This window comes from Mesorhizobium sp. M1169, from assembly GCF_040318345.1.
Classification (GTDB): Bacteria; Pseudomonadota; Alphaproteobacteria; order Rhizobiales; family Rhizobiaceae; genus Mesorhizobium.
In genome coordinates, this window is the sequence record NZ_JAMYME010000038.1 from 22061 (window position 1) to 39403 (window position 17343).

Consider the following 17343-nt stretch of genomic DNA (forward strand, 5'->3'; position numbering starts at 1 on the left):
TCTGCTGGACCGCCGATGATATGGGGAGGCGCTCGCAAATCGCGCCCTACGCGCGGGTTGATCGGTTGATTAACATCAAAGCTTGAATATGAGAAATGCGCCAACTGTGACGGCGGTGGTCACCGTGGCTCGAGTGTCAGCAGATGTGGTAAGGTTGAGTGTCGGCGAGTGGCAGAGGTCCAGCAACAATGACTTTGAGACGAACCAGAGCTCACGGCGCGTCCGGCTTGGTTCTAGCGGTTTGCACTGTGTTTGCTTGGCAGAACGCCACTGCCGCTCAAAATTGCGACGCAGCCGCGACGCCTGGCGTCAATTGGCACGAGTGTGACAAGAAGCTTCTCATCCTAGAAGGACAGGACCTGAGCGGGGCGAACCTGTTCGGTGTTGATTTCACTTCGACCGACCTCAGGAACAGCAATCTCCTTGCGGCAAATCTTGAGAAGGCAACGCTTGTGCGTGCTTCCCTGGCCGACTCGACCGCCAAAGGCGCCCGGTTCGACAGAATCGAGGCCTACAGGACCGACTTCAGCCGTATGGACGCGCAGGGCGCTGTGTTTGCGAGCGCAGAAATACAGCGCTCGAATTTCCAGGGCGCCAATCTGACCAATGTTGATTTCACAAAGGCAGAATTGGGGCGTGCCCAGTTCCATGACGCCGATATCAGCGGCAGCCGCTTCTCGTTTGCCAATCTCGCACGGGCGGACTTCCGGGGAGCGACGTTCACCGCGCCGATAGACTTTGACCGCGCCTTTTTCTTTCTGACCCGTATCGAGGGCGTCGACCTTTCCAATTCGGTGGGTCTGTCCCAGTGGCAGCTCAACATGGCTTGCGGAGACGCCCGGACCGAGTTGCCTTCTGGCTTGACGAGGCCTGAAGATTGGCCCTGTCAATTCCAGCAGGAATAGTTGTCGGCAAGCGAACTGCGGCAATGCTGCGCCCGACAGGATGAAACTGAGAACCCCTATGTCATCGTTTGCGCTATACAACTTTTGCGACAGCCGGGAGCGGATGAATGGAATCGGGCCGTATTTCTCCCACTACCCACGCGGTCCGAGGCGGCAGAAATGGGGCCGAGCAGACCGTCCGCCGCTAGGGTACCCAGCACGCGAGCGGACATGTGAGAGCTCGGTGCGAAGGTCCGGGATCAGGCCCATTGCGGACGTACGTGTTGGTTCGCCTGTTGGCGCTGAAGCGCCCATTTGGGCCGCTAGCCGCACATGTGCGGCGGCTCAAAAAAGCCGATTGTCATGCGCCAGCGGAACGCTGTGACAAGCGAACACCAGCGCCGCCACCTTCTCTGGAATGAATTCGATCCCGGACGCTTCGAAGACTGCACGAATTTCGGCGAGGGTTGAATTCTTTAGCTGTTCGCCTCTTTCCAACCGCGCGATGGTATCGGGAAATACGTTTGCGTTTAGGGCTAACTCTCGAGTTCCCCAGCCCAACGCGACACGTGCCATTTTGCACTGAACTGCATTCATTTCGTAACCGTGATACGATTCTTGTTGATCCATAGCCGCTTTTTCAATATCGGCGTCGGCTTTCCTTGTGCGACCGTCTGCGTGCCCGAGGGTGAGGACGTGGCGGTCCACTCGATCGAGGCGCTCAATGAAGTGCTCGGCGAGGGGCCGGATATGGCAGCTCTCCGCGAGAAGGCCGAAGCTGATTTTGCGGCACATCAGGCTCGCTGGGATGCAGCTGCCGAGGAGGCTGGTTACACCGCCGCGCTCAAGGCCGAGTGCGAGGCTGGCGACCGGGCACAGGATCTGCTGGAAGCGTTCTCAACGACCCCCGCTACGACTCTCGCCGGTGTGGCGGGCAAGCTCGATGCCGTGTTGCGCGAGGGCGAAGCCTGGGAGGAATGCTCCGTGTTCCCCTGGCCGCAAATCCGCTCGGCGCTCAGCGATCTGGTGCTCATCGCCGAGCAGACGATGCCGGAACAGTTCATTCGCGGCGAGCAGCGTCGCAAGCTCGGCAAGCGGCGGGCTGGCTGCTGTTTCCGCGCCTGAAAGACGAAGAAGGAGGCGAGCTATGAAGCCCATCCAACCCAACTTCCGGCGTCAGCCGAGAACCCCTCAACTTGCGGCGAAGCGTCTGCCTCACGTCACCCTTCAACCGCCATGGAATTGCCAGCGCAGAGCACTCTTGCGGCATCTCACCATCCGGCGGTGAGCGATCCCGATCTGCTGGATGCCTTCAACCGCGATGCCGCCGTGCAGAAATGGACCGTGCCTGAAGCTGCAGAGGCAGCGACAGCCCTGTGGGGAAAGCCAGCCGCAACCGCAATCGCCTGGTGCGCCGTGTCGGCGTATTGCGACGGGCGGACACAGGAGTATCGATTCTGGTTTCGGGTATTCGCCCTCTTCAAGCGGGTTCGCCCAATGCCGTGGCGGAAGCAGCGTCCGGCAAGGCTCGTCCAGACTCTTCCCGATAGATGGGGAGATTATGTCCGGCAAGAGAACTGCCCGCTTGTCGAGAGAACGCCGGACCGAAGTCAGCCCGTCAAGGCCAGAGCCGCATCGCTGTGGCGCGTGCTGCGCCAGCCTTGACCGGCAGTCTTCGGCCCGGCGGCCGCTTTGGACGCAGGCAAAACTCCGGTACGAGCCGTACCGCTCTACCCCTCGGGGTACATTACTCCGGCAATTCGTCGCCCTTGATCGGCGCCTTCCCTTTGCCGGCCCGTTTCAGGATATGCAGCGCCTTGGGAAGGTCGGCACGGGCAGCGCGTTCCTGAAAGTAACTTTCCGTGCGCAGCGCCGAAAGCTTCTCAGCGACTGCCACGTTAATGAACTGGTTGAGCGGCACGCCTTCGCTCTCCGCCACCTTGCGCGCCTCATCCAGAAGCGAGAGCTGAAGCCGCAGTGCGAAATTGCTTCTCCTCATGTCTTTCTCTCCAATCGTCTCAGCGCCTCGCCCGGCGACAGGACCAAGATACCGAAGCGCTCGGCCACTTTGCCGAAGTCGCGTAGGTTGAACGTCACTATAGCATCCGCCAGTCCGTTTACCGCAGCTTCCAGCACCATGTCGTCGTCCGGGTCGCGAACGGCGGGTCGCCAAAGGAAGACAAGGCGAACCGGCTCGGCGACGGCCGCCACCGCATCGAGCAACGCGTTCACATCCCCAGCCGACAGGCAGGAAGCCTCAAGGTGCTCAGGCCTTGTCATGACCGCCTGGTACTCGATCATCAACGGCACCGAAGCGATCAGCGTCAGCCGGCGCTCCAAAGCTGCCACCAACAGTTGGCGCGAAGCGCCGGCATCGCTTCGGATCGCCGCCACCATGGTCGCCGTATCGAGAAGCAGTCTCACGCAAGCATATTGGATATTGCGTGCGATATTGCAAGAGGCTCGAGCTTTGGCAGTTTGGCTTGGTTTCGGAATTCCCAAATCGCAGCGCGCAAGTATTTGCACGCCACCGTACGACCGCGCCGCAACTGAACTTGTCTTGCTGATCATCACGCCGCTCAATGCCCTTGATCTACACAGAAGAGCGGGCATGCCATGGTGGACGAGGCCAAACCTGGGAGCGACAGCGCAAGCCATGACTACAGGGCTGAGATGTCGGCACGAGACATGGCTGAACGAGCCGTCCTGTCGATCGCCCGTTTGTTGGGTCGGCGGGTTGCTCGGGAGCATTTCGAGGAATTGCAGGGGGCCAACGACAACAAAGTTCATCCTCTTGAAAAAACACCGTCAGAAGGGGAGGGTGGGGACGGCGGCGGCCATTAACAAAGAGAGGAAGAGGAGCGGTTCATGACCCGTGTCGCGCTGTATGCTCGTTACTCATCCGACAACCAGCGCGAAGCCTCTATCGAGGATCAGCTGCGGCTTTGCCGAGAGCTCGCGGCCAGGGAGAGGTGGACTGTCGTTGAAACCTATGTCGATGCCGCGATATCCGGCTCAAGCGTCATCCGTCGACCAGACATCCAGCGGCTTCTCGCCGATGCTCAAAGCGGGCAATTTGAGATCGTTCTAGCCGAGGCACTCGATCGCTTGTCACGCGACCAGGAGGACGTAGCCGGCCTCTTTAAGCGACTGCGCTTTGCCGGTGTCAGGATCGTCACTCTCTCTGAGGGCGCCGTGGACGAACTGCACGTGGGCCTGAAAGGAACGATGAACGCGTTGTTCCTGCGCGACCTAGCCGCCAAGATCAGGCGGGGCCAAAGCGGCCGCATATTGAACGGCTACAACGCCGGCGGCCTCTCTTACGGCTATCGCGTGGTCAAAAAACTCGATGAACGCGGCGAACCGATCCGCCGTCTGCGCGAGATCGATGAGGATCAAGCCGAGGTCGTGCGTCGGATTTTTCGGGAATTCGCGGCTGGTCAATCGGCGCGTACGATAGCTGCAGGCCTCAACAGGGAAGGTATCCCATCACCCTTTGGGGGTGCGTGGGGCGCCTCGACCATCAATGGCAATCTCAAGCGGAGAAGCGGCTTTCTCTACAACGAAGCCTAAATCGGGCTGCTCGTCTTCAATCGTCTTCAAATGCGCAAGGATCCCGAGACTGGGAAGCGCATCTCGCGGCCGAATCTGCCGGAAACCTGGCAGGTCGTTGAAGTGCCGCATCTGCGTATCATCGACGATGAGCTATGGGATGCAGTGCAAGCCCGCAAGAAGCTTTATGGAGGCATGAAACTCCATCACCGCCGACGGCCGAAGCACATGTTCTCGGGGCTCGTGCGGTGCGGCTGCTGTGGCGCTTCCTATACGGTGAAGAACAGGAACCAGCTTGCTTGTGCCGCGCACCGTGAGAAAGGCACTTGTACCAATAACAGAACGATCCGTGTTGGCGAGCTTGAGAAGCGTGTGCTGGAAGGCATCCAGCGGCGCTTGCTGGCGCCAGATGCCATTGCGGGCTTCCTTGCTGAATATCATGCTGAGCATAAGCGACTGAACGCCATGAACCGCGAGCGGCAAAGGGAAGTCGAAAGGCGGCATGCCGGCATCGACAGGCAGATCGCTAACGTCGTCGATGCTATCGCTGACGGTGTCGCGACGACCAGCATGAAATCGAAGCTACTGGACCTCGAGCGCGAAAAGGAGAATCTAGCCCGAGAGCTACAGGCGATGGCGGCCGCGGAAAGCATTGCGGAGTTTCATCCGGCTGCGGTAACGGTTTACCGTCGGCAAGTATCCGAGCTCCAGGACGCGTTGCAATCCGACGAGTGTGAGCGGCACCAGGCGGCGAGGATCATCCGCTCACTGGTCACGGGGATCGAGATCATTCCGACGGAGGGTAGGGGACAGGTTGAGCTGAAAGTTCGCGGTGCGCTGGCGGAGCTTCTCAACCTGCCAAATCGTAAACCAGGAACAGCGCCTAGCGCTGCAGTGATGGTAGCGGGAGAGCGCTACCGCCTTCCCCACACTCATCGAACTCCCAGTTACAATTTCGCTGCTGCGGCTGAGCGAGGCGCGCTATCCTAATTGCGGCCTGGCGGGTGACGGCATGGGGCCCAGAAGCCGACGTTCACGAAAGTGAAGTCAAGTTTGGACAGCCCCATCAATTTCCAATGCGATACGCATCAGCTGCTCGATAAAGTCGCTAACTACTCTCGATGGACGTCGGTTGGGTGGCAACAACAGAAGAGTTCGGAAGGAGATTCCCGGGAGAAATGGACGGAGGCTGAGGTTTCCGTTGAGATAGGGAAGGGCAGTTAAAGGATTGACCATTCCGCATCCAAGCCCCGCATTGACCATCGAGCAGATGGTGGTGGAATAGGGGGTTTCTAGAACCACTTTGGGCTTGATGCCGTGATCAGCGAAGATGGCCTCTGCTTCCCGTCTCGTAGTGTCCTCCGGAGCCAACGCGATGAAGGCCTGCCCATGGAGATCGGCGGGACGGATCACTTCCCTCCCCTCTAGCGGATGGCCCCTGGGCATGGCGATCGCGACCCGGTAGTTCCGGAATGGGTGGGCTTCGACGCCCGCAAGATCGATCTCGTCCGCCGCCAGGCCGACGTCGAACTGGCCGGAGGCGACGAGTTCTTTGACTTCCGAGGATAGCCTTGCCTGAAAGGTGATCGCAACGTCAGGGTGACGGTGTTGAAATGCCTTTAATGCCTTTGGCATTACATTCGTACTTAATGCGGAGAGACTTGCGATCCGGATTTCCCCCGAACCGAAGTCGCGAATCCGCGCCGCGGCCCCTTTCAAATGGATGAGGCCGGAGAATGAGGTCTCCACTTCCCTGAAAAACAGGTTGCCTTCTGCCGTCGGCGACATCCGTCCTTTGATGCGGTGGAAGAGCGCGAAACCGATGTCGCGCTCCAGTTCTTGGACGGCCTTGCTCACCGCAGGTTGTGAGATGCGTAGTATCTCCGCGGCGCGTGAGGCGGTTCCAATCGTCATCACGGCGTGGAAGACCTCGATCTGGCGAAGATTCATGGCGCACCTATAACCTGAGAGAATAGCACATCCCGATCTTGATATTGGACGGAATAGGTTTTGTCATGCTGTAACTGTCTCCAACACATGAGGAGCAAGCATGAACGATCTCACTCAATGCGTTGTGACCCCCAAAGTCAAAACAGACGGCTTCGAGGCTCTGGGTGCAGCCGTCCATCGGGCTTCGACGATCGTATTCGCGGATGCCGCAGCCTACGCCACTCGCGGCCAGCGAGGGCCTGACGGCTATTCCTACGGCCTCTACGGCACCCCGACGACGCGTACACTGGAGCAAAAGATCACTCAGCTCGAGCAGGGTCACCGGACGCTTCTCGCGCCATCGGGCCAGGCCGCAAACGCAATCGCAATGCTCGCCGTCCTCAATGCCGGAAACAAGGTACTGGTGGCGGACACGGCCTATCCCCCGGTCCGTGATTTTGTGAACACCGATCTGGCAAAGTTTGGCGTCCGAGCGGAGTACTACGATCCCACTTCGCCCGAGGGGCTCGAACATCGGATCGACGGGAACACGAAACTGGTGTGGTGCGAGTCCCCCGGCGACCATGGAAGTCCAGGATCTGCCGCGGATTGCCGAGATCGCGCATCGGCACGGCGCGCTCGTCGGATTCGACAACACCTGGGCGACCCCTCTTAACTTCAAGCCCCTCGTACATGGGGCCGACATCGTGACCGAAGCGCTCACCAAATATATCTCGGGCCATTCCGACGTGCTGATGGGATCGATCACGGTGGCTTCCGAGCAGCTTTTCAACGCGCTCAAGGCGACTATGGGGCGCGCCGGGATCGGTGTTTCCCCCGACGACGCCTCTTTGGTGTTGCGGGGCATGGAGACTCTTGGCGTGCGAATGAAACACGCGCACGACGGCGCGACGGCGATGATCAACTGGTTCCGCGGCCACCCAGCCGTCGAGCGTGTGCTCTACCCCGCCCTGCCGTCTTCTCCCGGGCACGAATTCTGGAAGCGCGACTTCCTCGGCGCGAGCGGAGTGTTCAGCGTGGAATTGGTTCCCGAAGCACTGCCGCACGTGCCGGAGGCGCTCAATACGCTAGAGACGTTCGCCATCGGCGCCTCGTGGGGTGGGACACGCAGCCTCGTTGCCCCCATGCCCGTGAAGAGCAACCGCTCCGCGACGACTTGGAGTGGGCAGGACCTCCTTCTGCGGTTCAGCGTGGGGTTGGAATCGCACGACGAACTCATGGCCGATCTCGAGAAAATGTTGGCCCAAATCCAAGCACGGATCGACGACGAGCGGTTCGGCAAAGAAAACATCCGGCAATCAATGCTGTGAGTGAACACAAAAAGGGGAATGACAATGAACAACAACAACGAATTTAGACAGGCGCTCCTTCCTGGCGGGCGTCTCAAAACTGCTGGGAGTTTCGGCGATATCCTCCATCCTGCCGTCAATCGTTGCGGCATCAGAGGTTAAGGACACGCTTCGCATCGCGATCGCCAAGCCCGCCGGGGATATCAATCCTCACAAATACACCGGCCTGTGGGGCGTTCAGGACGTCGTTTTCGAGCCGCTGGTTAAATACGGCCATGACGGTAAGATCGAGCCAGGGCTGGCGACCGAATGGTCGGTCGAAGACGGGGGCAGGCTGCTTAAGCTCACCTTGCGCAAGGGCGTGACTTTCCACGACGGCACTCCGTTCGACGCCGCGGCGGTGGAATGGAACCTGAAGAGGTGGATCGGACTCGAAGCGAACAACTGGATGAATTCGTCCCGGCTTTACGCCGGAACGGACATCGTCGACGATGATCACGTCAACGTCCGGTTCAAGGAACCGGTCCTCGGCCTGCTCCAGGAGTTCGCTTACGTCCGGCCAGTCAGGCTCCTCAGCCCCAAGTCGGTCTCTGGGGACGGTAGCTATAAGGCACCCGTCGGCACGGGACCGTGGCATCAAGCGACTGCCGGGAATGAGGGCAGTGCCTTCGAGCGCTTCGACGCCTACTGGGGTGACAAGCCCTCTTTCAAATATCTTGAGGTAAAAGTCCTTCCGGACTCGCGCGGCCGCATGGCAGCGTTGCGCGCGGGCGACGTGGATCTGATCGGCGGAGCGTTTGTGTCGCCTTTGACCGCAACGGAAGCAGAGACGCTGAAGGGAGCGGGCATCGATGTCGTCATCGATCCCGGCACCACCACAATGATTATGGCCTTCAACACTTCCCGCGTCGAAGCGCTGAGGGACCCGAAAGTCCGCAAGGCGATCAACCTCGGCATCGACCGGGCTGCGATCTCGCAAGTGCTTTACCGCGGTCTGGCGACCTCCACTGGCAACCTGTTCTCCGAAACCGTTCCGTATTCGGGGAAGCGCTTCGATGTGCCTAGGCGGGATACCGAGACCGCAAAGTCGCTGCTCGAGGAGGCAGGCTGGGTCGGGGGGCCTGTCAGGCAGAAGGACGGCAAGGACCTTGCCATTGAACTGGTCGTTAGCGAGGAGCAAGTACCGGGGTCCCGATCCGTCGCGGAAGTGATCCAGTCCGAGCTCCAGGAGATTGGCGTCACGCTCACGATCCGCTCGGTGGATCATGCGTCGCGGCACAGCGACATTCCGGAGCGCAAGTTCGATCTCGCTTTCTTCCAGACGTTCGGCGCGCCATACGAACCTTTCGGGACTGTGGTGGGCCTGTTCCTATCCACCTATGACAACGGCGTGGACGGCAAGCTCTTCATCGACCCCGAGCACCTCGATCCGTTGGTGCTCGCCGCGATGTCAGCGCCCGAAGGCGAGATGGAAGCAGCTCTGCAGAAGGTCTATGACTGGCTGCACGACAACGACGCCATCGCGCCGCTGCTCTTCGTTCCGGGCATATGGGCGCATGCCGCTCGGGTGAAGGGCTTCCAGAGCCCCGCGACCGAGTACGACATGCCCTACGAGAATATCACACTGGCGGAGTAGGATACGGCCGTGTTCGCCTTCATCGCTAAAAGGGCCCGCAACGCAGTCTTGTTGCTGTTTCTGGCGTCCGTTCTATGCTTCGCGCTCGTGGTATCCGCTCCGGGCAACGTGGCGATACTCATCGCCGAGCTGCGGACGCCGACGGCCACCAAAGCCGATATCGCCAAGGTCGAGGAGGAATTGGGGCTCAACAAGCCGCTTCTCGAACGCTACGGCTTCTGGCTGAACGGAGCGATCCACGGCGACTTCGGCATTTCCTACAAGACGGGCGAGGCGGTCGGCGCGTCCCTCAAGAGCCGCCTTGCCGCGACCGCCACCCTCGTTGCGGGCGGAGCGGTCGTGGCTTTCTTGCTGAGCCTGTTCGTCGGCTTCGTAGGCGCGCTCTGGGCACATAGGGCGCCAGACGTGGTCACCCGAGGGAGCGCTCTTCTGGGCGCTTCGACTCCGTCCTTCTTCGTCGGAGCACTGCTGGTCTACGCCTTTTCGGTCACGTGGCACGTCTTTCCGACCTTCGGGTTTGCCGGACCCGTCAGTTGGGTGCTTCCATGGCTCACTCTGGGATTTCTTCCCGCAGCAGTTCTGAGCCGCGTCGTCCGAGTTGGCTTCGAGGAGGCGATGGCCAAACCCTATGTCCTAACGGCCATGAGCAAAGGACTGTCAAGGACGAGTATTCTGGTTCGCGACGCGATCCCGAACATCGCGCCGACGTACTTGAACGCCTTGGGAACGCAGATCGGGACGATGGTCGTGGGCGCGGTCGTTGTCGAACCTCTGTTCGCTTGGCAGGGCATCGGCGACCTCTTCCTGACCGGGGTGAGATTCCGCGACTTCATGGTCGTGCAGGCCTGCCTTCTGGTCTTCATCACGTTCTTCATCATCCTGAACGTCGTGGTCGACATCTGCATTACGCTGACCGATCCGCGCCTTAGACTTCAAAGGAGCTGAACATGCAGCCAGTCAGACCACTCCTGAAGGCCATTGGCGCCTTCCCGCGCTCGGCGGTATTTACTATCGGCGCGTTCGTTCTGTTGGGACTGCTCGCACCCTACATCGCGCCACATGATCCCAATGCGCAAGACCTGCTGATCGCTGGCCAGGGCCCGACGCTCGCCCATCCCTTCGGAGTCGACCATCTCGGGCGCGATACATTGAGCAGGTTGATTGTGGCGGCTCGGACGTCGCTGGTCGGAGTCTGTCTCGTCCTTGTGTGCGCGCACGCCATCGGCATCGCCATCGGCACGATTGCCGGATACCGGCGGGGCTGGACGGACGAACTGCTGATGCGCATCGTTGACGTCGGCCAGGCAATCCCCAGCCTCATCGTCTCACTTGCGGTGATCGGCATTGCCGGAGTCAGCTACTGGAACATGATCCTCGCGCTCGCGCTCGCCTGGTGGCCGGGTAGCGCCCGCATTAGCCGGGCCGTGGCTGTCAACACCATGAACAAGCCCCACATGGAGGCCCTAAGAGTATTGGGCGCAAGTCCCGTTCGCATTTACTTTGTCCATCTTCTTCCCACGACGATCGGGGCGGTGCTCGTATATGCCACGGCCGACGCCGGAGCAGTCGCGCTCGCAATCGCAACGTTGAGCTTCCTCGGGCTGGGCATCCAGCCGCCGACGCCTGAATGGGGACAGATGTTGGTCGACGCGCTTCCATATCTCGAGTCCGATCCGCGCCAGGTCATCCTGCCGGGACTGACCCTGACTTTAGCTGTCATCGGATTCAACATCCTCGGTGAAGCGGTCGCCCTCAACAGAGTTCCGAAGCCGCTGACCTCCCGGATGCTCGCGGCCCGCCGCCGGGTAACCGCATTCTGGGCCAAGGAGGCACGGCCATGAGTTCTGAACCGATACTCCGCGTCAAAGATCTGACCATAGACCTGCTGACGGCGCATACCGTGGTCCGCCCAGTCGACGGAGTAGCCTATGAACTGAGCCGCCGAGAGACCCTCGCGATTGTGGGAGAAAGCGGTAGCGGCAAAACGGTCACCTGCTTTGCGCCTCTCGGCCTGATGCCCGTGGGCGTCCAGGCGGATATATCGGGCACCATTTTGTTCGACAGCCGCCAGCTCGTCGGATCGGACAATGAAACGCTTCGCAGCCTGCGCGGAAAATCCATTGGCTTCATTTTCCAGGACCCGATGAGCGCGCTCAATCCCGCCCGCCGGGTCGGACGGCAGATAGCCGAAGTAGCCGAGCTTCACCTCGGCATGACCGCAAGAGCTGCGGAAACCCGGGCGCTTGAACTTATCAAGATGGTCGGGATGTCCGACCCCGAAATACGCCTCAAGCAGTATCCCCATGAGCTTTCGGGCGGTCTCCGACAGCGTGTCATGATCGCAATCGCCATTGCCGCCGAGCCGACACTTCTCGTAGCCGACGAGCCGACCACCGCGCTCGACGTGACGGTCCAGGCGCAAATCCTCCGACTGCTGAAGGAAATCCAGTCCAGAATGGACATGGCCATGATCTTGATCACGCATGACATGGGTGTCGTGGCGGGCTCGGCCGACCGCGTAATGGTGATGTACGCGGGGCGCCACGTCGAAACCGGACCGACCGAGCGTGTACTCTCCCAGCCGCAGCATCCCTATACGATGGGCCTCATCGACGCAATTCCGAGGAAACAGGACGCAATCGGATCGCGTTTCCGTGGATTGCCGGGCGTTCCGCCCATCCTTGGCGCGCCGATCACAGGGTGCGCTTTCATGCCCCGCTGCGGATACGCTGTGGATGCCTGCGGCGAGCGGCGACCGCCGTTCTTGCCGACGGCAGTTCCGGGTGTGTCAGCCGCCTGTCCCGTTCTGAATATTCGGGCGAAGGAGTGCGCATAATGAGCGCGGTACTCGAAGTCGAGCATCTGGTCACCAGCTTTCCAAGCGCCAAACGTGGCCAAACGATCAAAGCGGTAAACGACGTCTCAATCCACCTCAATCAAGGCGAGATCGTCGGCTTGGTGGGGGAGTCTGGCTGCGGCAAGTCCACGCTCGGCCGTTCGATCGTCGGCTTGGAAAAACCCCAATCCGGACGTGTCGTTTTTGATGGCATCGACCTCGGCTCCTTGAGTGGACGCCGTCTGCGGGAAGCGCGTCGGGCAGTTCAGTACGTGTTCCAGGACCCCTATGCATCGCTGAATGATCGCCAAACTGTGGGCGAAGCCATAAACGAAGCCCTCATAATTGCAGGTTTGCGTTCGCAAACGGAACGCGAGGGGAGGATCGCTGAGCTCCTCAACCAAGTCGGTCTGGCGACGACGGTCCGGGACAGATTCACCCGTGAACTCTCAGGCGGCCAGAGGCAACGCATCGCGATCGCGCGCTCGCTGGCCGTAGAGCCGCGGGTTTTAATCTGCGACGAACCGGTCAGCGCGCTAGACTTGTCTATACGGGCGCAGGTCATGAACCTATTCCTCGACCTCAGAGAGAAGCTCGGCGTGTCCTGCCTCTTCATCGCGCATGACCTCGCGCTTGTCCGGCAGGCGGCGAGCCGGGTCTACGTGATGTATCTCGGCAAGGTGGTGGAAAGCGGTAGCTCGGAAGAGGTCTACCGGAATCCGAGCCATCCCTACACCCAACTCCTTCTCGCGTCTGTCCCCGAGGCTGATCCTGCCACCGAACGTCGGCGCAACCCTCCGTTGATCACGGGCGAAATCCCAAGTCCGACGAATCCGCCCTCCGGCTGTTTCTTCAGGACGCGGTGTCCCCTTTCAGTGGAAGCTTGTGCGGAGGCTGAGCCTGTGTCGCAAGAAGTAAGCTCAATGCACAAGGCGGCGTGCAGGTTCGCCGGCGACCTATTCGCGAAGCGGGTCTCGGCCGCATGATTAAACGTCAGATCTAGCTGAGCGTGCGGGACCTGATGCGTTGCGCATTCTGGTGGCGAAGCAGAGATTTGCGCTCCTTCCTTCCGGTACCGGGCCGGCAGTGAGTGGGAAAGCGCTCTGTCGGCAGCCCTGGTTACTCAGGCGGGCCGAGAGGAACCTCTTGCCGGTTATTATTCCGCTTCTTGTAGCGTTGGCTTAAGTGCCTGCCATTGCTCGTGAGACATGGTTGGCAGGTCAAACTGGTGACCGCGCTCAGACAGATATGAGATTCTTGCAGTTGAGGAGGGGTTCTCCGTAACTCGGGTTGCGAAGCTCGAATCATAGGAGAACCCCATGCAGGTTTTTGGCCTGCCCGGTATATTATACGCAACGCCGGCCGGGCGTCGCGGCTTCTCGGCGCGAAGACCCCAACTATCGAAGCAGAGAGAAGACGCGACGCGGTGGCGCGATGGCGGCGCGCGATGCGGGACGGACTGGATGCCGGGCAGGCAGCGCGGGCCGTCGGAGTGCCGCGTTCGACCCTCTATCGCTGGGAAAGCGCATTGAGGCCGACCGCCGCCGCATCATCCTCGCAGGCGACCCGCCGAGCCCGAGCAATCCACCGCCGGGCTGCCGGTTCAACACGCGCTGTCCGGTGGCGATGGATATCTGCCGGCTGGACGAGCCCCAACTGCGTCCCGTTCCTCATGGCGGCGTCGCCGCCTGCCATCTGGCTGAGAGTGATCACCGCCCGGTGATCTGACAACGAATGGCAGTTGGTCTTCCGAGAATAACGTTAAGCGCCGTCTGCCAGCGTCTGATCTCGCTGCGACGGGATTAGATTGGCCTACCACCACCCTCGCAAGGCGGGGAGACCGGAGCGGACGCGCGATTCGCGTCCGGGTGTGAAAGGTGAACTCCTGCGTGTCCAACAAGCCGTAGCGAGACGCGATGTCGTAATAGCAAGCGGCCTCAACGCTGGCGGCGGCCTCTGCTCCACCGATGCAGGCCACCGAGCAATCCGATCTTGAAGATTACGAAAAGGGCCACGAGTGCAATCACTGTGTAAGAGATCGGATTTGAGGCGTCGCTTAGACCGCGCCACGATAGCCACCAGGGCGCGCCTGCGTGCATGGCGATCAGCGCGACGATGCCTAGCACCAGGCCTATGGTGTGCAGGTGGCTCATGGCTGCAGGCCGTGCCGGGCCTGAGGGTTCTTCCGTGCCGAGAGCGACAAACCTATCGCGAATACGGGCAACGTCGGCGGCCGCCGTGGCTAGCACGAACTGCAGGTTCTTCGTGCCAACCGCGCCGCTAGCGACGATGTTGAGACCCGAGTCCCGGAATTCCGTTATGATGTCGTCGACTGTGCTGACGCCGTGATGGTGGAAGCGATCGATGAAGCCTCCATCCTGTGGCGCTTGCACGAAGTCGACGGCGAGTACGCGACCGGATGGCTTCAGGACTCTGTGTATCTCATGAGCCATCTGATTACGTCCATCGGCAGAAAGATGATGGAGCATCAGCGTCGTCGTTACGACATCGAATTCGGCATCCCGGAACGGTAATGCCTGGGCGGCGGCCTTTTCAAAGGTGACCTTCAGACCGACTCTTCGAGCCTTCGCACCCGCCCTGGTGATCATTTCCGGTGACGCATCGATCCCGTGCACGGTGCCCGTCGGCCCGACCTGCTGCTTGGCAAGTATAGCGAGCGTTCCCGTCCCGCACCCTATATCGAGGACGGACTCTCCAGGTTCGAGCTGCGTCAACCGGAGGATCTTTTCGCGAAAGGCGCGTTCGCGGCCTAAGGTGAACAGCCAAGTCATCAGATCGTAGCGTGCTGCCCAATGTATGATGCGGCCGGGCGCGCCGGCTCCGCTGTTGTTATGCCCATGTTTTCTCATCAGAGACTCCTTGGCCACTCTCGCCGGTTGATGGACATCATGTTCGGAAACTGACATGATATCCGGGAACGCGTCAACGACCATTCGCGGCAGAATGTCCGGTACCGCACGGTCCTCTGCCATCTGACCGGAAAAGCTCATGGTAACGGAAAAGACGATAGACCGCCGTGTCGCCCGGACCCGGTCGACTCTTCACCATGCGCTGATCACTTTGATCCTGAGAAAGGGATATGAAGCAATTACCGTCGAGGACATCTGCAATGAGGCAAACATCGGCCGATCGACCTTTTACGCGCACTTCACCAGCAAGGACGACCTCAAGCGCAGCGGCCTGGACGATCATCTGCGCGCCATGCTGGTCGAACGCCAGCGGCATGCGCTTGCAGCGCCAGGCGAGCTGAAAGATCGCAGCTTGGGGTTCGTGCTCGGTATGTTCGAGCACGCGCGTGAACATATAGATCTCTACCGAGCTCTGGCCGGGGGCCGCGGTGGGACTATTGTGCTCGGCAGCATCCGCGAGATTCTATGCGATCTCGTGCGCGCGGAGCTTGCCGCAAAGAAGGACAGGAAGCTCCCCGATGTCGTGCCGAACGAACTGATCGTCCAGTTCGTCGTGGGTGCCTTTCTGTCGGTGCTGATCTGGTGGCTCGACGGCGGCGCCAAATTGCCGCCGCAACAAGTCGACCAGATCTTCCGGCGTCTGGCCACCGAGGGCGTCCCGTCGGCTTAGATATCAGGCCGAAGAACTGTGAAGCAGTCAGTTGCAGTGCCGGCGTTGCCAATTCACCAACCACCGGCTTTGTTCGACGCATGTCCTTGAGGTCGCGATACACCGCCGTGAGGTCTGTCGACCAACGCCTCCGATACGTGGCTTGCGGCCGTCAGACGGCCGTCGGCGTGGACAGCAGCCACAGCCCGAAAACCGTATATCCGACCATAAAAACGGTCAGCGGAAATTGGCTGAGCGCCGCGCGGCTGCGCGCCGGATGCAAACGGAACGCCAGCCCATGCGCGACCAGAACGGCAAGTATATGGCCGCCGATGATCGCCGCCGCCTGAAAGTTCCAGATGATCCACGCTGCATCGGAGCCCATGATCACTCCCGCCCCGACATTCATGTGCGCCGTGCCGAATAGGTTCCATCCCCGATCAAACGGATCCGAAATAGCGACGAGCGCATTCTGGCCGTTCACCAGGAGGGCCGTCAGATAGTGGGAAAAATGATAGGCGAGCGCGATCGGGACGATCGACCAGACAAGGAGCCCGACCGCTTTTCCGAAAGAGATGCTCCCGGCCAACCGCTCACCGACAAACACTGCGGCGAAGAACACGGCGACAAGTGCGATAAACATCAGCACAAGACCGGCGCTGTTGATTCCGACTAATGCCGAGCGCCCCGGAAATTCGAGCGGATTGACACCATTCGCGCCCAGCCAAGAGAAGGTCTTCGACAGACCGTCGAAGGACACCGAGCTCAACGTCAGCAACAGAAAGAGCATACCGCTCGCCGGCAAGGCTTGCGCGCTCCACAATTTCGCTCCAGGCCACGCCCCCCGCTTGGGTGGTCCGGCGTCGTTTCGACGATGGCGAAGCGTGACACCATGCGGAAGAACGCGGACAGAAACTCGCCGCGCCGGCTCCAGCCTTCGTAGCCGAAGATGATCATGCAGACGAAGGTCGAGAGCCAGTAGGCCATGAGAGCGAACGCAAGCCGCGCCGGATCTTCGGGCGCCGGATAGATCAGCTCGAACCAGGCGAAGCTTGCAAACAAAATCAACGCCGGCCAGTAAGCCAGTCCTTGTGGCATTGTGCGATCGCGGAATGCCGGGAAGACGCTGGAGAAAATGCGCCACGGCCCGTACCACGGGTTTGTCCACGACCAAACATTGCCGAATACGCCCTGAAGCAATGTCAGTCCGACCCAGACCAGCGTCCACACCGTTAGCGGAAGTGGATTCGACAGCGGATCTCGGCTGCCGAGAATTCCCGCCGCCACGAGTATGGCGAGAACCGCGAAGGCGAGCGTGCTGATCCAAATGCGCGCGGCGTCGCCGAATTGACCAATTGGCAGGCGGGATGCCGAAATGCGTTCGAGCAGCCTGGGCGGGAGGACAGCCAGAACCAGAAAACTCGCGGCTACGGCCACCGCCCCGCCCACGACATAATATCCGGTCGGCAGGAGCATGACATAGCCGCGCTCGGAAGCATGGGCAAAGGCTGGGGTTGTGAAATGCGGCACGAGGGCAGCAGCTGATAATGCGATGCCCAACGCTCTCGCAGAGATGCTTTTATGTTCGCTGTCCGCCGCCATCCATCCGTCTTGCCA

General features: G+C 60.5%; 18 protein-coding genes and 3 pseudogenes. 14 read left to right on the forward strand and 7 right to left on the reverse strand.

The genetic code is table 11. The annotated features are described in order from the left end of the window. Positions 1 to 188: 188 nt before the first annotated feature. Entirely contained in the window at positions 189 to 905 is a 717-nt protein-coding gene (locus NKH41_RS27080) for a pentapeptide repeat-containing protein (protein WP_352547711.1), read from the forward strand. Positions 906 to 1245: 340 nt separating this feature from the next. On the opposite strand, the pseudogene NKH41_RS27085 reads toward NKH41_RS27080, so the two are convergent. Continuing rightward, a pseudogene (locus tag NKH41_RS27085) lies at positions 1246 to 1481 on the reverse strand (helix-turn-helix domain-containing protein). A gap of 21 nt (positions 1482 to 1502) precedes the next feature. Here NKH41_RS27085 and NKH41_RS27090 point away from each other — a divergent pair. After that, a complete protein-coding gene (locus tag NKH41_RS27090) occupies positions 1503 to 2009 on the forward strand; it encodes a hypothetical protein (RefSeq protein ID WP_023722513.1) in 507 nt (168 codons plus the stop codon). A 111-nt stretch (positions 2010 to 2120) separates the two neighbouring features. Beyond that, the gene (locus NKH41_RS34245; protein ID WP_023722512.1) at positions 2121 to 2549 is read left to right on the forward strand and encodes a Y4oE-related protein; all 429 of its coding nucleotides are present in this window, start codon (positions 2121 to 2123) and stop codon (positions 2547 to 2549) included. An 82-nt stretch (positions 2550 to 2631) separates the two neighbouring features. On the opposite strand, the gene NKH41_RS27095 is transcribed toward NKH41_RS34245, so the two are convergent. Together NKH41_RS27095 and NKH41_RS27100 are read right to left on the reverse strand one after the other, a co-directional pair. Continuing rightward, complete coding sequence (locus NKH41_RS27095; protein WP_023722511.1) at positions 2632 to 2883, reverse strand: hypothetical protein; 252 nt, start codon at positions 2881 to 2883, stop codon at positions 2632 to 2634. Then, the gene (locus NKH41_RS27100) at positions 2880 to 3458 is read right to left on the reverse strand and encodes a putative toxin-antitoxin system toxin component, PIN family (protein WP_245278760.1); all 579 of its coding nucleotides are present in this window, start codon (positions 3456 to 3458) and stop codon (positions 2880 to 2882) included. Before NKH41_RS27100 ends, NKH41_RS27095 begins: the two co-directional genes overlap by 4 nt. A gap of 114 nt (positions 3459 to 3572) precedes the next feature. Here NKH41_RS27100 and NKH41_RS27105 point away from each other — a divergent pair, with 114 nt between their 5' ends. From NKH41_RS27105 to NKH41_RS27115, 3 genes and pseudogenes are all read left to right on the forward strand, one after another. Further along, positions 3573 to 3728, forward strand: a complete 156-nt coding sequence (locus NKH41_RS27105; RefSeq protein ID WP_156948310.1) for a hypothetical protein — start codon at positions 3573 to 3575, stop codon at positions 3726 to 3728. A 24-nt stretch (positions 3729 to 3752) separates the two neighbouring features. Beyond that, positions 3753 to 4604 (forward strand): annotated as a pseudogene (locus tag NKH41_RS27110) (recombinase family protein); the annotation flags it as partial. Between the two features lie 60 nt (positions 4605 to 4664). Continuing rightward, positions 4665 to 5426, forward strand: coding sequence for a recombinase zinc ribbon domain-containing protein (locus NKH41_RS27115; protein WP_352547723.1), 762 nt, complete (start codon positions 4665 to 4667; stop codon positions 5424 to 5426). 57 nt (positions 5427 to 5483) lie between these two features. Here NKH41_RS27115 and NKH41_RS27120 read toward each other — a convergent pair whose 3' ends face one another. Continuing rightward, positions 5484 to 6386 carry a LysR substrate-binding domain-containing protein gene (locus tag NKH41_RS27120; RefSeq protein ID WP_352515817.1) on the reverse strand — a complete coding sequence of 301 codons (903 nt, stop codon included), beginning with the start codon at positions 6384 to 6386 and terminating at the stop codon, positions 5484 to 5486. Between the two features lie 100 nt (positions 6387 to 6486). On the opposite strand from NKH41_RS27120, the pseudogene NKH41_RS27125 reads away from it, so the two are divergent. From NKH41_RS27125 to NKH41_RS27155, 7 genes and pseudogenes are all read left to right on the forward strand, one after another. Continuing rightward, a pseudogene (locus tag NKH41_RS27125) lies at positions 6487 to 7696 on the forward strand (trans-sulfuration enzyme family protein). A 97-nt stretch (positions 7697 to 7793) separates the two neighbouring features. Further along, positions 7794 to 9311 (forward strand): ABC transporter substrate-binding protein, encoded by a 1518-nt coding sequence (locus NKH41_RS27130; protein ID WP_502901344.1) that lies wholly within the window; start codon positions 7794 to 7796, stop codon positions 9309 to 9311. Between the two features lie 9 nt (positions 9312 to 9320). Continuing rightward, positions 9321 to 10256 (forward strand): ABC transporter permease, encoded by a 936-nt coding sequence (locus tag NKH41_RS27135; RefSeq protein WP_352466286.1) that lies wholly within the window; start codon positions 9321 to 9323, stop codon positions 10254 to 10256. Positions 10257 to 10258: 2 nt separating this feature from the next. Beyond that, a complete protein-coding gene (locus NKH41_RS27140; RefSeq protein WP_023680719.1) occupies positions 10259 to 11152 on the forward strand; it encodes an ABC transporter permease in 894 nt (297 codons plus the stop codon). Next, positions 11149 to 12147 (forward strand): ABC transporter ATP-binding protein, encoded by a 999-nt coding sequence (locus tag NKH41_RS27145; protein ID WP_352453305.1) that lies wholly within the window; start codon positions 11149 to 11151, stop codon positions 12145 to 12147. Before NKH41_RS27140 ends, NKH41_RS27145 begins: the two co-directional genes overlap by 4 nt. After that, positions 12147 to 13133, forward strand: coding sequence for an ABC transporter ATP-binding protein (locus NKH41_RS27150; RefSeq protein ID WP_352453304.1), 987 nt, complete (start codon positions 12147 to 12149; stop codon positions 13131 to 13133). Before NKH41_RS27145 ends, NKH41_RS27150 begins: the two co-directional genes overlap by 1 nt. Before the next feature lie 448 nt (positions 13134 to 13581). Further along, positions 13582 to 13875, forward strand: a complete 294-nt coding sequence (locus NKH41_RS27155) for an oligopeptide/dipeptide ABC transporter ATP-binding protein (protein ID WP_352453303.1) — start codon at positions 13582 to 13584, stop codon at positions 13873 to 13875. A gap of 209 nt (positions 13876 to 14084) precedes the next feature. Here the strand turns inward: NKH41_RS27155 and NKH41_RS27160 are convergent, their stop codons facing one another. Continuing rightward, positions 14085 to 15101: a methyltransferase domain-containing protein gene (locus NKH41_RS27160; protein ID WP_352493445.1), complete on the reverse strand. Its 1017-nt coding sequence runs from the start codon at positions 15099 to 15101 to the stop codon at positions 14085 to 14087. A gap of 55 nt (positions 15102 to 15156) precedes the next feature. Between NKH41_RS27160 and NKH41_RS27165 the strand changes: the two genes are divergently transcribed. After that, positions 15157 to 15747 (forward strand): TetR/AcrR family transcriptional regulator, encoded by a 591-nt coding sequence (locus NKH41_RS27165; RefSeq protein ID WP_352453301.1) that lies wholly within the window; start codon positions 15157 to 15159, stop codon positions 15745 to 15747. 151 nt (positions 15748 to 15898) lie between these two features. Here the strand turns inward: NKH41_RS27165 and NKH41_RS27170 are convergent, their stop codons facing one another. Both NKH41_RS27170 and NKH41_RS27175 read right to left on the reverse strand, forming a co-directional pair. After that, positions 15899 to 16516 carry a hypothetical protein gene (locus NKH41_RS27170; RefSeq protein ID WP_352547714.1) on the reverse strand — a complete coding sequence of 206 codons (618 nt, stop codon included), beginning with the start codon at positions 16514 to 16516 and terminating at the stop codon, positions 15899 to 15901. Then, the gene (locus NKH41_RS27175; protein ID WP_352547716.1) at positions 16498 to 17328 is read right to left on the reverse strand and encodes a hypothetical protein; all 831 of its coding nucleotides are present in this window, start codon (positions 17326 to 17328) and stop codon (positions 16498 to 16500) included. The genes NKH41_RS27170 and NKH41_RS27175 overlap by 19 nt, the downstream gene beginning before the upstream one ends. Between the last annotated feature and the right edge of the window lie 15 nt (positions 17329 to 17343).

Bases quoted from the DNA above. Each gene is read 5' to 3' on its own strand.
- NKH41_RS27140 (WP_023680719.1), top strand. From the start codon at position 10,259: ATGCAGCCAGTCAGACCACTCCTGAAGGCCATTGGCGCCTTCCCGCGC.
- NKH41_RS34245 (WP_023722512.1), top strand. From the start codon at position 2,121: ATGGAATTGCCAGCGCAGAGCACTCTTGCGGCATCTCACCATCCGGCG.
- NKH41_RS27165 (WP_352453301.1), top strand. From the start codon at position 15,157: ATGGTAACGGAAAAGACGATAGACCGCCGTGTCGCCCGGACCCGGTCG.
- NKH41_RS27080 (WP_352547711.1), top strand. From the start codon at position 189: ATGACTTTGAGACGAACCAGAGCTCACGGCGCGTCCGGCTTGGTTCTA.
- NKH41_RS27170 (WP_352547714.1), bottom strand. From the start codon at position 16,516: ATGCTCTTTCTGTTGCTGACGTTGAGCTCGGTGTCCTTCGACGGTCTG.
- NKH41_RS27115 (WP_352547723.1), top strand. From the start codon at position 4,665: ATGTTCTCGGGGCTCGTGCGGTGCGGCTGCTGTGGCGCTTCCTATACG.
- NKH41_RS27145 (WP_352453305.1), top strand. From the start codon at position 11,149: ATGAGTTCTGAACCGATACTCCGCGTCAAAGATCTGACCATAGACCTG.
- NKH41_RS27160 (WP_352493445.1), bottom strand. From the start codon at position 15,101: ATGGTCGTTGACGCGTTCCCGGATATCATGTCAGTTTCCGAACATGAT.
- NKH41_RS27155 (WP_352453303.1), top strand. From the start codon at position 13,582: ATGGCGGCGCGCGATGCGGGACGGACTGGATGCCGGGCAGGCAGCGCG.
- NKH41_RS27105 (WP_156948310.1), top strand. From the start codon at position 3,573: ATGGCTGAACGAGCCGTCCTGTCGATCGCCCGTTTGTTGGGTCGGCGG.
- NKH41_RS27120 (WP_352515817.1), bottom strand. From the start codon at position 6,386: ATGAATCTTCGCCAGATCGAGGTCTTCCACGCCGTGATGACGATTGGA.
- NKH41_RS27095 (WP_023722511.1), bottom strand. From the start codon at position 2,883: ATGAGGAGAAGCAATTTCGCACTGCGGCTTCAGCTCTCGCTTCTGGAT.
- NKH41_RS27150 (WP_352453304.1), top strand. From the start codon at position 12,147: ATGAGCGCGGTACTCGAAGTCGAGCATCTGGTCACCAGCTTTCCAAGC.
- NKH41_RS27175 (WP_352547716.1), bottom strand. From the start codon at position 17,328: ATGGCGGCGGACAGCGAACATAAAAGCATCTCTGCGAGAGCGTTGGGC.